This is a genomic window from Moritella sp. F3 (assembly GCF_015082335.1).
In the GTDB taxonomy this organism is placed as follows: domain Bacteria; phylum Pseudomonadota; class Gammaproteobacteria; order Enterobacterales; family Moritellaceae; genus Moritella.
This window is the reverse complement of sequence record NZ_BLRL01000001.1, coordinates 367,586-384,199: the sequence shown is the minus strand read 5'-3', so window position 1 is coordinate 384,199 and position 16,614 is coordinate 367,586. Positions and strand designations below refer to the sequence as shown.

Sequence of the window (16,614 nt, the reverse complement as noted above, 5' to 3'; positions counted from 1 at the left end):
TAATTGTCAGAATGTATCACTATCATTATTGATACTATTTTTTCGATTTTAAACTCTTGCTGTTGTATATTTAACCACTGTAAAGCTTGCATTCCATGGCTCTAGCCCTTCTGCTGTATCAATTTATCTGGCGGCAATAAAACCTTGTCCTTAGTTTGTTGAATATCAGTCTCGATTTCTCACTATTCTGCCTTTATGATCTTTCGATTCTATCTCGATTAGTCAATATCGCCTGTCTGGTCATGGGCACTGTTGTGTATCGTGTCTATAGTTATTCATAGAGTAACCTCCTGTATACCCAACGACTTAAAATGTAATTAACTGTGCATCTTCAGGGTATTCACAACCTAAGGTTGGAGAACCGTTCATGGCAAGCTACATAGAATCGGAAGTGTCGAAAGAATCGAAAATACCGAGAGAGTCGATAGATCTATTTGACATGGCTGAGCAATATCCATTCAGCGATGTGCACTTTTGGCGAGACCCAGAAACGCAATTACAAGCAATTATCGCAATTCACAGTACCAAGTTAGGTCCTGCTATTGGTGGTTGTCGAATAATTGATTACCCTTCGACACATGCTGCGATTACGGATGCCTGCTGTTTAGCGGCCGGGATGAGTTATAAAACAGCCATTAATAAATTACCCTTTGGCGGCGGTAAAGCCGTTATCTTAAAGCCTAAGCACTTAACAGATCGTAAGGCGCTGTTTGCCTCGTTTGGCCGGTTTGTCGAGAGCCTCAATGGACGCTATATCACCGCGATGGATAGTGGTACGACGATTGCGGATATGGATGTGATAGCCAGTCAAACTGACCATGTTATGTGTACCACGACCGCAGGGTTGGCCTCGGGTGATCCATCTCCGCATACAGCGAAGGGGGTCTATTACGGCATTAAAGCCGCGGTTAAATTTAAGCTGCAACGTGACTCACTTACTGGTTTACATATTGCGATCCAAGGGGTCGGTAACGTGGGGTATGCGTTAGCTAAGTTACTGCATCATGACGGCGCTAAGCTAACGGCTGCAGATCCAAATATCCAAGCAACGCAACGGCTTGTTGATGAGTTTGATGCAGATATTGTCACTGGTGATGATCTTTATGCTGTCGATTGTGATGTCTTTTCGCCATGTGCCCTAGGTCAGGTGATAAATCCTAATACTATCGAACGGCTAAATACGTCTATCATTGCTGGCTCTGCTAATAACCAACTTCAGAATCTTACTCTGACAGCAAGGTTAGCGGAAAGAAATATTCTTTACGCACCTGATTATGTAATAAATTCAGGTGGCATATTACAAATATCCTATTTGAACAAACCAGATGTTGTACAACATAAGCTGGCAGCATTATATGACACATTATTGGCCATATTCAGGCAAGCAGAGCAACAAAACCGTTCAACAGTTGATGTCGCGAATAGTTTGGCTGAACAGATATTGATGGGACCACTTTCCGGAGATGACCATGAGCAAAAATAAACAGCAGGCTGAGAATACCTTCCGCGTTGGCTACACCCAATATCTGGATGAAACAGGGCGATTATCGGAGTCCTTAGAGTACTTTTCTGTTGCGGGCGTGAGCAGCGAATTGTTGGTTGAATTTTATCGCTGGATGTTATTTACCCGCACTTTTGATTGCAAAGCTATTGCGCTGCAACGTACTGGTCGCCTTGGCACTTATGCCTCTTGCCTTGGTCAAGAGGCGGTTGGGGCTGCGATTGGTAAAGCAATGCGTGAAGAAGATGTGTTTATTCAGGCTTATCGAGAAACGGCTGCAGTGCTTATTCGCGGAGTCAAACCTGAAGAGATCTTGATGTATTGGGGTGGTGATGAACGCGGAATGGATTTTCAAGGACCACGAGAAGACATGCCTTGCACTATTCCGATTGCGAGTCAGTGTTGTCATGCTGTCGGTATCAGTTATGCCATGAAGTTACGCAGGGAACCGCGTGTTGCAGTGGTGGTATGTGGTGATGGGGCAACATCAAAAGGTGACTTTTATGAATCCGTCAATGCGGCAGGCGTATGGGATCTGCCATTGGTATTCATCATTAACAATAATCAGTGGGCTATCTCTTTACCACGAGATGAACAATCAAGCTGTGAAACCTTAGCGCAAAAAGCCATTGCTGGTGGTGTGAGTTGCGAGCAAGTCGACGGTAATGACGTGATCGCATGTTACCTCAAAATAAAAGCCGCTATCGACCGAGCAAGAGACGGGAAAGGACCTCATCTTATTGAAACCATATCTTATCGTTTATCCGACCATACCACTGCCGATGACGCATCCCGTTATCGCGATGTGGACAATGTTGGGGAGGCTTGGCAGAAAGAGCCTATGGCACGACTGCGCAGTTTGCTCTTGGATGAAATGATCATTGATAACGCAGGTATCGAGCAGATCGAAGAAGCGTGTAGCGATGAAATTGATGCTGCGGTAGCACGTTATCTTGCTATTCCCCCTGCATCACCAACGGCTATGTTTGAGTATTTGTATGAAACCTTACCTGACCATTATTTGGATCAGTTAGATCAAGTGCGAAATACGTTATTACAGGAAGGTGAAAAATGAAGGACATGACACTTATTGATGGCGTCAATCATGCTTTGTTTGATGCAATGACTGAAGATAAAGACGTTATCGTGCTGGGCGAAGATGTCGGTGCTAATGGCGGTGTTTTTCGCGCGACGGAAGGCTTGCAGGCTGAGTTTGGTCGTGATCGCGTTATTGATACCCCATTAGCTGAATCACTGATTAGCGGCATGGCGATTGGGTTAGCAGCTCAAGGTATGAAACCAGTGCTAGAAATTCAATTTATGGGTTTTATCTATGCTGCTTTCGATCAGTTCTTATGCCACGCTGGGCGGATGCGTAATCGTACTCGTGGTCGATTGACCTGTCCTATGGTGCTTAGAGCACCGTATGGTGGTGGTATACATGCACCGGAGCACCATAGCGAAAGTACCGAAGCTATTTTTGCTCATATTCCTGGTATACGTGTTGTTATTCCTTCTTCTCCTGGTCGTGCTTATGGTTTGCTACTTGCTGCTATCCGAGATCCTGATCCTGTGGTGTTTTTAGAACCGAAACGAATTTATCGTTTACAGACTGAATCGGTTGACAATAATGGCCAAGCTTTACCGCTAGATGTTTGCTTTACCTTACGTGAGGGGACAGATGTAACGCTAGTCAGTTGGGGGGCAATGTTATATGAAACCTTACAAGCGGCAGAGCAATTAGCCGAACGAAATATATCTGCTGAAGTGATCGACCTTGCTTGTATCAAACCAATTGATAAAACCACGATATTAAGCTCGATAGCTAAAACCGGTCGCTGTGTCATTGTGTCAGAAGCGCCGCGAAGCGGTGGTGTAGCCTCTGAAATTGCCGCCATTATTGCGGAAGAAGGGTTGATGACGTTGCTAGCCCCTGTCATGCGGGTAAGCGGTTACGACACCATCATGCCGCTGGCTAAAATGGAAAAATACTATATGCCCAGTGTGGAGCGAATTGTTACCGCCGTTAATAATGTCATGGAGTTCTAATGCATATATTCAAATTACCTGATTTAGGGGAAGGTTTACCCGAAGCCGAGATTGTTGAATGGTTCGTTAAACCTGGTGATATGGTGACTGCTGACCAGTTAATGGTATCGATGGAAACGGCTAAAGCGATTGTCGAAATACCCTGTCCAGAGAATGCGACAGTGGTGAAATTGTACGGCGACGTTGGCGATATTATTCATACCGGCGATCCGCTTGTTGAGTTTTCTGAAGAAGCAGGGGTTTCAGACCGCGATGATATAGCTACGAGCACTGGTTCAGAGCAAGCCGCGGAGCCGACTAAAACGTCAAACTCTGTTGTGGGTGAACTGCACACATCTGAAGTTAAATTAAAAGAAACAGCTCAATCGGTATCGGGTAGCAGTATTGGTGTTAAAGCCACGCCAGCAGTTCGTGCGCTCGCACATAGATATAATATCGATTTAGCGATAGTTACGCCTTCGGGCCCACACAGCACGGTTACAGCTGCTGATGTGGAGCGTGTCGTTAAAATTTTTGCTGATGTTGGTGAGTTGGTACCATTAAAAGGCGTGCGTCGCAGTATGGCAAAAGCCATGGCACAAGCACATGCCGAAGTGGTGCCTGTTACGCTACATGATGATGCAGATATTACACCTTGGTTTGCTCATGGTGATATAACGGTTCGAATGATACGAGCAATGGCGCTGGCTTGTGAAGCCGAACCCACGCTAAATGCGTGGTATGACAGCCATGCCATCGGTCGTCGTATTATTAACCCTATGCATCTAGGGTTAGCTGTTGATACTAAGGATGGCTTATTTGTTCCCGTTATCCGTGATGCACAAAATTACAGTGCCGAGGCGATGCGGGACAAAATTAACACGATTAAAGAGTTAGTTACACAGCGTAAAATTGCTGCAGATGATCTGCGTGGCAGTACCATTACCTTGTCTAACTTTGGCAGTATGGTGGGTAAATATGCCAATCCGATTGTAATGCCACCTACTGTCGCAATATTGGGGACGGGGCGTTTATTTCAACAACTACTCTTGGCTAAAAAAGGTGACGATCAATCCGGTATTGTTGAACGTACTTTCCTACCACTGTCTTTAACGTTTGATCATCGGTCGATAACAGGGGGAGAAGCGGCTCGATTCCTCGCGGTATTAATGGCTGATCTGGCTCTGGAAGATTAACGTAATAGAAATGATTGTTAGCAAGAATGTTTTATAAAAAATACGGAGTGAAGAACGATGAAAATGACTTCAACCAAGTTCCCTTTGCGCATTTTAACTGCGACGTGTCTATTTGACGGTCATGACGCGGCAATTAATATTGTACGACGGTTATTACAAGCGCGAGGCGTTGAAGTTATCCACTTAGGCATTAACCGCTCTGTGCATGATGTGGTGACTGCAGCCTTACAAGAAGATGTTGATGCCATTGCGATGAGTTCCTATCAAGGTGGGCATAACGCTTATTTCGGTTATTTATTATCTAGTCTGGCCGACGTCGGCGCTAAACCAGCAATATTCGTGGGCGGTGGTGCGACGATTTCTGCTGCTGAAGCGAGAAGATTAGAAGAGCAAGGCATTACACGCGTTTATACCAGTGATGATGTATTGAGTTTAGATGAGATGATAAGTGATTTATTAAGCCGTTTAATCGCGGTTAAACCTAAAACAACCGCAAAATTTAAGCTTAAAAAATTAACACGAAAACCTGTAACGGATTTGTATTTAGGACAGTTAATCACTGCTATTGAGCAAGACAGATTAGCGATAAATAGTATTGCTAATGATAGTGGTAAAGCTAATAGCAGTAAAGCAAGTGCTGTACCTGTATTGTTGCCAGCTCCTGAAGGTGTAAATAAAAGCGTGGTAATGGGGATTACTGGTACAGGCGGAGCGGGTAAAAGCACCTTTATTGATGAACTATTAGCGGCATTATTACAGCTTTATCCTGATATTAAGATTGCCTATTTAGCCGTGGATCCCAGTGCACAAAAAACGGGGGGGGCTTTGCTCGGCGATCGGATTCGCATAAACACTTTACCGCACGAACGGTTATTTATGCGGTCGATGGCCACACGACAAGCTAATGTGTCGGTCAGCCAATCGTTACAAACTTGTGTGCCGATATTGATTAGCCAGGGCTTTGATCTGGTGTTAGTTGAGACTGCGGGTATTGGTCAAAGCGATAGCGCGATAGTTGATCTGGTTGATTTTAGTCTTTATCTCATGACCAAGGATTATGGTGCGAGTAGTCAGCTAGAAAAAATTGAAATGTTACAATATGCCGATGCTGTGGTGCTGAATAAAGCAGATCAACAAGGCAGTGAAGATGCGTTTAATGACGTACAACAACAGTGGCGCTTTAATCAGCAAGTAAAGCATGCTGCGAGTCATGGCCTGCCTGTATTTCCGATGGTCGCAAGTCACTATGACGATCATGGTTTTAATCGATTTATCGCATTTTTGATGACCGAATTCAAGGCCAAATATGGCACTCAGTTACCTTTTGCCACACAGCCTGATATTGAAAAAATATATCAACAAGTACTCACGCATTATCCCCGTTATGATTGGACGCTATCCGCAAGTCAGTTAAATTTACAACATCCGGATTATTTAACGCGTATCTATAATCATTACGCAGAATTAAGCGATACGAATGCGCAGCAAATAGCACAAGTACGGGAACTGCATAGTTGTTATCAAGTGTTAGCTGATCTCGGCGATCCTTGTTTACCGACTAAACTAGGGCGCTACCCACAGGCTGATATAGCCAATGAATCTGATGAGCACAGTTTTCTAGTCACAGATGCTTCGCTAAAAATGATCTTACCACCGTTACGAGCACGTTATAACAAGCTTTTAGCTAAGCTGTCAGTGCCACTTAGACATGCGTTATTGGCTTGGTTCAGAGACGAAGATGAGTTGGCATTAAAACGAATTGAAGAGGGTGTTGATACCATCGATTCTCATCAAACGTATGGTGAACATAAAGATCACTTTGTGAGTTTAAGCGGCACTGTTATCCCCCATGTGGTGAAACCAAGTGAGCGACATTGGGATAATATAACGGCGTTTTTACTGAATGAAAATTGCCCTGGGCAGTTTCCTTATACCGCGGGCGTTTTCCCCAAAAGGCATAATGATGAAGACCCTACACGGATGTTTGCCGGAGAAGGCTTAGCTGAAGATACCAATAAGCGTTTTCATTATTTGATTAAAGGGCAAAAATCGATTCGCTTATCAACGGCGTTCGATCCTAATACCCTTTACGGTCACGATCCTGCTTTAAGTCCAGATGTGTTTGCGTGTATTGGTATGTCTGGGGTATCCATAGCGACGCTCGATGATATGAAAATACTGTATTCTGGCATCGACCTCTGTGATGTTGGCACGTCGGTATCTATGACGATTAACGGCCCTGCACCCGTCCTGATGGCGTGGTTTTTACACACCGCGATAGATCAACAAGTTGAACTCTATTTAACTAAAATGAAATTATGGTCAAAAGCTAACAAACACATAACTCGCTATTTAACTTCTACAGGCATGACGGCAAAACAACGGCCTGTGTATCGCGGTGAGTTGCCGCAAGGGCATGAAGGTCTAGGGCTTAAATTACTCGGCATTTCTGGTCAGGTGTTAATGAGTGAATTACTTGGCTTAGAAACGGAATACATGTTATTGAAAAGCGCGACTTATCAAAAAGTCAGAGGCACACTGCAAGCTGATATTTTAAAAGAAGAGATCGCGCAAAATGAGTGTATTTTCTCACTCGATTTCTCACTAAAGTTAATGGCTGATATGCAAGGTTACTTTAGTGAAAACGCGATTGAGAAGTTTTACCCAGTGTCAGTGAGTGGCTATCACATTGGTGAAGCGGGGGCGAACCCCATCACGCAGCTGGCCTTTACATTGGCGAATGGTTTTACGTTATTAGAGTATTATTTAGCGCAAGGTTTGGATATTGACGATGTTGCACCACGACTTAGTTTTTTCTTTAGTAATGGTATGGATCCTGAATATGCCGTGATAGGACGCGTTGCACGACGGATATGGTCAAGAACATTAAAATCAGTCTATAAGGCCAATGAGCGTAGCCAAAAATTAAAGTATCACATCCAAACATCTGGTCGCAGCCTGCAATCACAAGAAATTGATTTGAATGATATACGCACGAGTCTACAAGCTATGTATGCGTTGTGTGATAACTGCAATAGCTTACATACAAATGCATATGATGAAACGATCACGACACCGACGGAAAACTCCGTCTATCGTGCGCTGTCGATTCAATCCATTATTAATCGTGAGTTTGGCTTAAATAAAAATCAAAATCCTTTGCAAGGTAGTTATATTATCGAGCAGTTAACCGATCTTGTTGAAGAATCCGTCTATGGCGAATTTAATCGCTTAGCCCGTCGTGGTGGGGTGCTTGGCGCAATTGAAACTGGTTATCAACGCACCCAAATACAACAGCAAAGCATGTATTACGAGAAGTTAAAAGGCACTGCCGAACTTGATATGGTGGGGGTTAATTGCATGTCCAGAGATCCAGAACAGCATGAAACGACACCATTAAATGATAAAGAATTAGTGCGTTGTAGTGAAACTAAGAAGCAGCAACAAATAGACAGTGTATTACAATTTAAGTTACAGCATAAACTGCAGGCTGCGTTGTTATTGGATACGATGAGGACGGGATTATTGGCTGGTGATAATAGCTTTGCTGTGCTGATGAATGCGGTGCCTTATGCGAGTTTATCTCAGTTAACTGATGTGTTGTATTTGACTGGAGGTAAATATCGTAGAAATATGTAGATTGTTGTTTCAGACTGAAAGGAAACACAATTAGGTCGCTAAAAGTCTAGTTTATTTGTTTGATTATGTGATTGGTTTCAAATGAAAGCTTGCGTAATGAATTATTTATGTTACATTGGTCACATCTTCTGAAAAAGAAGATAGAAAAATGCTCAAAGGATGAGTCCGTTAAACCGCCTCCAAGGAACCGAGATCAACTGAGCCACGAGGTTCAATTTTTGATTAATGATTTAGAAGGTGAGACCTATGAAAAATTCAGTACCTGCAACTCCTGTTTTCGGTGATTTATATAACACAAAATTCACTTACCCAAGACACTTAGGTTACTAATATCTAGGAATTCAAAATTTAACGCCATCTCTCTGTAGATGGCGTTTTAGTTTCTAGCGTATAGAAAAAACCTCATTTAGTATCTAGAATTAACAGTTTGATTTATCCCCAACAAAGTAAAGGCTTCCGTCTTCGCCGTCATTTGCGACGCCAACAAAGCATTCACTTTCTAGAATATCGTCACTTGTCGTCATATCAATAGAAAGATAAACAGTTGTATCTGCGTTTGGCTCTTCACCATCAAGTGCTTCAACAATGTGAAGTGATGTTGTCATGGCTTTTCTTAAGTTATCCGGTGTCATGACAATGTTACCATTAAACGTATCGATACTGTTTTCAGAAGTCGACGTGACTGACCTTGCTAATGCACTGCTACCTGTTGAGATTGCGCCTTTGGTATTTTCAATACCTTGTATAACTGCTTTGCTATAAACAATATTATTTGCTGATAATATTGCCCCCTCAACGCCTTCTAGCGTAGCTATACGTGCATCGCTTTGTAAATTAATGAACTTTGGTACTGCTGTCGCAGCTAAAACGCCTAGAATAATGATGACGATCACCAATTCAATTAAGGTAAACCCATTTTTTTTCATTGTTATATCCTAGCTATTTATCGCGTCTATATGTTTGTTTGCGCGATTATCACAGCTAGTACTACTAAATGACTAGGTTGTTTACACTATATTGCATTCGCTATATTATAATTTACTTAAGCTATAAATATTCTGAAATATCAACATGATCAATTTGCTCTGGTTTAAGATATTTGTGTGCATAATCAAGATAAATTCCGGAACTCAAAAATAGTTTAAATAAATCGCTGTCTATATGTCTGTCTTTACTCATAAAGCTTAATATTTTAATACTTTGGCTCAGTGATTTAGCTGTTTTATAAGGTCTATCGCTGGCTGTTAATGCCTCAAATACATCTGAAATAGCTAATATACGTGCTTCAAGTGATATTTCATCTTCTTTATAACCTCGTGGATAACCGCGACCATTTAATTGTTCGTGATGACCACCTGCGATCTCTGGTACTCGGCTTAGATGGGGTGGTAACGGCAGTTGCTCCAGCATTGTGATTGTTTGGATTACGTGGTGGTTAATGACGTAGCGTTCTTCAGCATTAATGGTGCCACGTTGGATCATGAGGTTATGCAGTTCGCCCAGGTTATTACGTTGTAGCGGACGTTTCATGTTAAAGCGTAAGTGAGCTTCTAATTCCAATGAGTTATCTATATGTGAAATCATGTGTTCAGCGCGATCTGACAACACGGGTTCCATGGTAGGGAGTGTGATAGATGCTATTCTATTTTTTTGTGATCGTTCAGCGGGAGAAAGCCCAAGTTCGTCGTCAAGGAAGCGTAACCAAGTCTGCTGAGAGATTGATTCAATTCTGGCTACCGCATCGTCATCAATCTTATTTTCACCGAGATTACACTTAGCGATGAATGCAAAGTCATCTTCAATTTGAGCTATATTTCCAGCCAGGATATTGTTGGTTTGTTTTGCGCATTCACCTTGTGATATAGCCGTCAATGCTTGAATCTGAGCATCGCGGATAAGTACTTCAAAACGCATTCTAACTTCATGAATACGATTATAAATAGTCTCTAACTTTGTTGCTTTATCTATTATATACTCAGGTGTCGTTACCTTACCGCAGTCATGTAACCATGCCGCGATATTGAGCTGCTCCCAGCCTTCTGAGTCCAAATTGAATTTACTGAACTGCCTTTGTGTTGATTTAGATGCCTCGGCTGCGAGCATACTTGCAAGTTCTGGTACACGCTGGCAGTGAGCGCCTGTGTAAGGTGATTTCGTATCAATCGCGCCAGCAATTAATTTGATAAATGAATTGAGTAAGTCTTTTTGTTTGGCTATTAAGTCCTGGCCTTCAAAAGAGAGTGAAACAAAATCAGATAATGCTTTTGCCACGCCCATGACATGCGTTAGTTCTTCTCCATCAAGGCATTGATCGTAACTAAAACCAATGAGACCGAGAATACTGCCGCTGCGATCGACCAAAGGAATGGTTAACGTATAAACATTACTGTTTTCTGGGTGTATTCCTGCTTTAATTAACGCAGTTTTAAGCATTGGATGGATAAGATTAAATTGAATGTCCTTCACATTGACATTGTTTCTTAATTTTTCATACGGCCACTGTGTCGAGAGGCGAGGGCACTGTGTTATATCTGCATTAATTTTGGCATCTTGAGTATGTAAAATAAAGGGCTCTAAAATGTTGCCATCCTCTTCAGATTTTAAATATACAAAAGCACTATCAGCATCGAGCATTACGCTGGCCTTATCACAGGTTTTTTCTAATAGGCTATGAATATCTTGTTCATTTGAAAGCATAGTAAGTAAGCGTAAAAAATCATCTAGTGTTTTTCTCATTTTAGCTGTAGAGAGTTGCAGTTCAGCGATTTCTTCAATATGAGATATTTTTGTTGTTGTTTCAGATACATCCAGCGCAGTAACTTGTTTAATTTGCACTGAGAGTGTACGTAGAGGTCGTGTTAATACGCGACTGAATAACCAGCTTAATGGAATGAATAACAAACCGACTGAAACGAGTATTAACATCGTTTCATGGAGCATTTTTTTTGATGGGCCTAATATACTATCTTTAGGCACTGCAATGAGAAGACGTGCATTGTTGTTCTGCATAAAATTGATTGTATGACTTTGTGCGAGCCATTCTTTACCTTTGAAATGAAAGGTGAAAAGCTTCTTTTTATTCAGATTATTTTTAATGATGGATTTAATTTTATCTCTTTGCAATAAGTCATTGAGACCCACATCATCCGTTGTGTCATTGAAATTTGAAAAACGGCTATCGCTATTGTGATAAACAACAAATTGGCCTTTGTCACCAAATAATACACGTATAGCATCATCACTTAAATCAGAGGCTTTTAGACTATCGACGATGGTTCTAATATTCAGGTCGGTGGCGATAACAACATCGGAAAACTTGTGCCTTTGTACCAAGGTCAACGAATCTTCATTGGTTCTTAAATCTTTGTATACTGGTGTTGGCACGAGATTTGGACTCTGTTTGCCAATTTTGTACCAAGCCCGTTCAGATATATTTAATGTATCGTTTTTAGTTACTGTTGTATCAATGATGTCAAAACTGTTGCTGAGATAAACGCGAGTCAGTTCATTTGAATTTACTTGCTTATAGGTTAGTGTTTCGATGACAAATTTAGCGTGTTCAGGTGCATCATAATAGTACTGTTTAGTTTTAGAACTGAGTTTATGAGCACCTAACAGATCGCCATTTGGGAAACCCATGTAAATGGAATTCGTTAAGGTATCTTTGGCGAGATATCGAGTCAGGTCTATTGCTTTGATTAAGCTGATATCAGCGGCTTGCTCGTGATCCCAATCAGCGCTAGTACTCAGGTAACCAAAAAGTTGAGTGATGGGTCTATATTTATAACTCACTGAAGTGTAGATATCGTCGACATAACGTTGGAACTGTTGTGATACAGAGTTTTGAGCCATCTCTGACATACGATTATAACTGATTGAAATTAATATACTGATCGTGATAAATAGAAATACTGAGAAGGCAATGGCAGTATAATTAGTCAGTGATAATTTAATCTTTTGCAAATCTAGCTCCGAGTATGTAGTACATATATTTTGGGTAAATAACGTTGTAAGCCATTAGGCTAGAATTTTATGTCGCTAGGCTAGTGCAATATGTCACTGAATCAGCAGTGCTTTTTACACTATTTTCACAACTATGTGTCACAACTAACTCTTATGGGTTACCAATGGGAGGGTATCATATAATGTAAGTGTTTTGATTCGATTTTTAACTCTAATTTAACAATTCTTTATGACAGTACCATTAACTATTTAAAATGCTGAAAATCACCGCATTACGTTTATATTGTGGTTATACTGTCAGTTATATTTTTATACTTAGCGTGTTCAATGATCAGGAATTGATCGTTTTGTCTTTAACAGAGGAGTGTTGTTTTGACTCAGTTTCGTCCTTGTATTGATTTACACCAGGGAAAAGTAAAGCAAATTGTTGGTGGTAGCTTGAATGAACAAGGTGCTGCAACTAATTTTATTAGCCAATATGATGCGGCTTATTACGCCGATATTTACCGTCAACACGACTTACGTGGTGGTCATGTCATTGCGCTAGGCCCAAATAATGAATCTGAAGTATTAAACGCATTACAAGCATGGCCTGGTGGTTTGCAGTTTGGTGGTGGTGTTAACTTAACCAATGCAGCTAAATATATAGAGGCTGGGGCTTCCCATGTCATTGTGACGTCATACTTGTTTGATGGTAATGAATTTAGCTGGGATAAATTAGCGCAGTTGAAAGCGGCTGTCGGTAAAGAGCATTTGATTTTAGATCTGAGTTGCAGAAAAACGGCACAAGGTTGGAACATTGCGACTAATCGTTGGCAAACCGTGACGGATACCGTTGTCAACGCCGATACATTACATCAGCTTTCTGAGCATTGTGCTGAATTTCTGATTCATGCTGCTGACGTTGAAGGGCTGCAAAATGGTATCGATCAAGAACTTGTTGGTTTATTAGGTCAATGTGCAACAATACCTGTGACCTATGCTGGTGGCGCGCGCAGTATCGAGGATTTGGTCTTAGTTGATCGGTTATCAAGTGGTAAGGTTGATTTAACGATTGGCAGTGCGTTGGATATATTTGGTGGTAGTGGAATAACGCTACAGCAATGCATTGATTGGAATCTAGCACATTAGTATTTATCCGAACAGCAGGTAAGTTGTCTCTTTGCTAGATAACGCCTGCTAACCTATTTATATCTCTATATTTCCCTCTATCTGTCAGCAATTAATCATGTACTATTCCGGTGTAATGCATGATTAAAATCAATGATAAATATTATTATCGTTCCCATCCAATAAAAACATCTTTAAAATATTAGGTTGTTCCACTAAAATGGCCATTCTGTAATGGTCTATGGTTTATTATGAGTGGTATTAAAGTTTCAGTTGATCGTATCCAAGTCGGTAATTACGTAAAGTTACCATTGGGTTGGTGTGATCATCCTTTCATGTTCAATAATTTTAAAGTTGATTCGAAAGAACAAATCTTGCTTATACGCAAGCTTGGTATTTCACACGTGACTGTTTATCCAAAACGCAGTGATAATGGCTTGTTACCGGTTCAGAAGTTAGGCTCTAAACCCGAGCTTGATCCTACAATCGATCTTGAGAAAATCAGACGTGAGTTATGGGAGAGAAAACAGCAAGGTATTGAAAAATTAAAGAGCCATCGACGACGCATAACCAAAACTGAAAAAAACTTTCAATCGGCAATGACTCAAGTTCGCTCTTTGATGACTAAGCTATCAAGTCGACCATTGAATGCTATTGAGGATGCAGAGCAACTTATTGGCAATATGGTTGATTCGTTATTAAAAGAAGAGCATATTGTTTTGCATTTGATGAGTGAAGCTAAAGAAAATGAAAACATTTACTACCATTCATTAAATGTATCCGTGCTCGCTATGTTACTGGCTAGAATGAAAAATTTAGATGCTAGTGTCATAAAAAATATTGGTATGGGTGCACTGTTTCATGACATGGGTAAGTTGAAAATACCACCGCAAATTTTACGTAAAAAGACACCACTTACTAGTGCTGAGCAGAATTTTCTGAACCTACACCCTAAGTATGGGCTTGATATTGTTAATTTAGTGGATACTTTCCCCGATTCAGCGAAAGCCATTATTGCCCAACACCATGAACTATTAGATGGTAGCGGTTACCCTAAAGGTTTAGCGGGGGATGATATTGACGCATTTGCGCAACTTGTTAGTGTGGTTAATAAATATGATACCCTTTGTCATCCGGCAGATATCAGTAAGGCGAGGGTGCCGTCTAACGCACTATCTTGGTTATATAAAAATAACGTAAATAAATATAACAATAGTGATTTAAAACTATTAGTTAAAGTACTCGGTATCTATCCTCCAGGGAGTGTTGTTCGTTTATCTAATGATCAAATAGGCATGGTTATATCAGTGAATTCTGATCGATTACTATATCCTAATATTCTAATTTATGATGCAGAAGTCCCCCGAGCTGAAGCGCCGATTATTGACTTGGAAGAGCGTAAATTATCTATTACTGCTGTGATTAAGCCAGATAAATTACCAGAAGCAATTTTTGAATATCTTAATCCGAGAAGCCGTATTAGTTATTATTTTGAAAGTTCGAAAAGCGAAAGATAAGATAACACTTATAAAGTTAGAGCTATTGCACTATAATGTGCAGCTGTTTAGTTGTTAGAAAGGTTTAAATTTTGAAAATGCATCAACGTGGTTTTACCCTAATTGAATTAGTTATTGTGATTATTGTACTTGGGGTTTTATCTGCAACCGCATTACCTAAATTTTTAAACCTCGCCGATGACGCCGATATTGCCGTTGTCGAGGGTACTGGTGGAGCATTGCAAAGTGCGGTTAATCTAGCGCACAGTAAATGGATTATCATGGGTTCTTCAACTGTCGTAGAGTTAAACAATGATGTTCAACTTTATGGGGTGGGGACTGCAGGGCAAATTGACTTTACTGAAGATGGCTGGCCTGCACAGAGCTTTGTTGGTTCTGAGACTACAATTGAAACGAGGAATGTTGCTGATTGTGCCTCATTGTGGAATACGATCTTGAATACGGGTAGTAATACATTAGATCTAGACACAGGGTATGGTGATGATTTCACTGCTTTTTATGGGCCTATGGTTGATGCACTCGAACCTGCTGGAGTGTGTTTATATAAAAGAACAAGTAATCTTGAATTATATATCCGTTATGATTCTAATACCGGCCGCGTGACAACTCATACTTCATAGCGGCAGGATTCATCACGATGAATCCTTTTCATTAAAAGTTTATCACTCAGCTTTATTTAAGCGCCAATCATACTCATAATCTATATCTCCAGGGCTTTGTTGAAACATCAGCAAAGCTTGCTTTAATGTTGGATTTGCATAGCGCTGTAAATGCTTAACCAACGCTTTTTCATTATCGCCAAAGTCCTCCGCATACCACTCATAGATACTTGATACTTCCAAATCACTGCCTTTAACTGTGACGCCTCGTGGGTGATTGATATAAGCATAAGCGCCTGCTGTTAACTGTTGCTCTACATTTTGGGATGTAAAGGCTGTTGCTGATAAGTTAGGACAGCCATAACTTGCACAATTAACTGCATAATGAATACGTGGGTCTTGCCAGATTGGACGCAGTATTTCATGCTCTATATCATTTAGCGTTAAAGTCTTGCCATTAACTTTTGCCGCATCGTCATCCCAGGGACCAAAAGAAAAGAAACGTTCACCGAGTTTAGTAATCGATTTGACTGGATAGTTATCGAGTATCAACTGTACGGTTAGCGCGTTATATAAATTGATCCAATAAGCTTGCTGCTGAGATTTGGTATGCAACAACGGGTTGATACTTTGCAATTGAGTAAGGTATTGTTTAAGGATGACTTTATCTGCGCTAGTGACACTTTGGTAATTGAACAAGTTAATAGCAGTCTCGTCCTTACCAACGATTAAGTAGCGATTTAGAATTTGCTGCCACTGGCTATGATCAATATCTTGCTCCATTGAGGGAACACTTTTATCCCAATAGGATAATGGCTTCGCAATACTCACCGTCGAGTAAAAACTACTCGTGAGTATAATGAATAAACTTAAAAATACTGTTTTCATTATTAACCTTGTATTTCTATCTAAAATCACTGGAACATTTCAATTTACTCTCGTATTTATTCTATAACACGAGTTTAAATTATTATCCTTAATCATAGATTAATAGTGTGAAGGATACAGTTATTTACATAAGAGGATAAAATAATCAGAGTTTGTTGTAATTGATTATGTTT

At 40.7% G+C, this 16,614-nt stretch carries 11 protein-coding genes; 8 read left to right on the top strand and 3 right to left on the bottom strand.

Going from position 1 to position 16,614, the window contains the following annotated elements; translation table 11 throughout:
• The first annotated feature begins 367 nt into the window (after positions 1–367).
• Genes JFU56_RS01685 through JFU56_RS01665 form a run of 5 tightly spaced genes read left to right on the top strand, consistent with a single transcriptional unit; the run spans position 368 to position 8,364 of the window.
• On the top strand, positions 368–1,483 hold the full coding sequence (locus JFU56_RS01685) for an amino acid dehydrogenase (RefSeq protein ID WP_198435548.1): 1,116 nt from the start codon (positions 368–370) through the stop codon (positions 1,481–1,483).
• Positions 1,470–2,576: a pyruvate dehydrogenase (acetyl-transferring) E1 component subunit alpha gene (pdhA, locus tag JFU56_RS01680; RefSeq protein WP_198435547.1), complete on the top strand. Its 1,107-nt coding sequence runs from the start codon at positions 1,470–1,472 to the stop codon at positions 2,574–2,576. Before JFU56_RS01685 ends, pdhA begins: the two co-directional genes overlap by 14 nt.
• Positions 2,573–3,550 carry an alpha-ketoacid dehydrogenase subunit beta gene (locus JFU56_RS01675; RefSeq protein ID WP_198435546.1) on the top strand — a complete coding sequence of 326 codons (978 nt, stop codon included), beginning with the start codon at positions 2,573–2,575 and terminating at the stop codon, positions 3,548–3,550. The genes pdhA and JFU56_RS01675 overlap by 4 nt, the downstream gene beginning before the upstream one ends.
• Positions 3,550–4,725: a dihydrolipoamide acetyltransferase family protein gene (locus tag JFU56_RS01670; RefSeq protein ID WP_198435545.1), complete on the top strand. Its 1,176-nt coding sequence runs from the start codon at positions 3,550–3,552 to the stop codon at positions 4,723–4,725. The genes JFU56_RS01675 and JFU56_RS01670 overlap by 1 nt, the downstream gene beginning before the upstream one ends.
• Positions 4,726–4,782: 57 nt before the next feature.
• Positions 4,783–8,364, top strand: coding sequence for a methylmalonyl-CoA mutase family protein (locus tag JFU56_RS01665; RefSeq protein ID WP_198435544.1), 3,582 nt, complete (start codon positions 4,783–4,785; stop codon positions 8,362–8,364).
• A gap of 419 nt (positions 8,365–8,783) precedes the next feature.
• On the opposite strand, the gene JFU56_RS23180 is transcribed toward JFU56_RS01665, so the two are convergent.
• Entirely contained in the window at positions 8,784–9,290 is a 507-nt protein-coding gene (locus JFU56_RS23180) for a prepilin-type N-terminal cleavage/methylation domain-containing protein (protein ID WP_198435543.1), read from the bottom strand.
• A gap of 121 nt (positions 9,291–9,411) precedes the next feature.
• Entirely contained in the window at positions 9,412–12,327 is a 2,916-nt protein-coding gene (locus JFU56_RS01655; RefSeq protein WP_198435542.1) for an HD domain-containing phosphohydrolase, read from the bottom strand.
• Positions 12,328–12,699: 372 nt separating this feature from the next.
• Here JFU56_RS01655 and hisA point away from each other — a divergent pair, with 372 nt between their 5' ends.
• The 3 genes from hisA (at position 12,700) to JFU56_RS01640 (ending at position 15,574) form a co-directional block, all read left to right on the top strand.
• Positions 12,700–13,458 carry a phosphoribosylformimino-5-aminoimidazole carboxamide ribotide isomerase gene (gene hisA, locus JFU56_RS01650; protein WP_198435541.1) on the top strand — a complete coding sequence of 253 codons (759 nt, stop codon included), beginning with the start codon at positions 12,700–12,702 and terminating at the stop codon, positions 13,456–13,458.
• 230 nt (positions 13,459–13,688) lie between these two features.
• A complete protein-coding gene (locus JFU56_RS01645) occupies positions 13,689–14,954 on the top strand; it encodes a DUF3391 domain-containing protein (protein ID WP_198435540.1) in 1,266 nt (421 codons plus the stop codon).
• 77 nt (positions 14,955–15,031) lie between these two features.
• Positions 15,032–15,574 (top strand): type II secretion system protein, encoded by a 543-nt coding sequence (locus JFU56_RS01640; RefSeq protein WP_198435835.1) that lies wholly within the window; start codon positions 15,032–15,034, stop codon positions 15,572–15,574.
• A gap of 42 nt (positions 15,575–15,616) precedes the next feature.
• Here the strand turns inward: JFU56_RS01640 and JFU56_RS01635 are convergent, their stop codons facing one another.
• Entirely contained in the window at positions 15,617–16,441 is an 825-nt protein-coding gene (locus JFU56_RS01635) for a DUF547 domain-containing protein (protein WP_198435539.1), read from the bottom strand.
• Positions 16,442–16,614 lie beyond the last annotated feature (173 nt).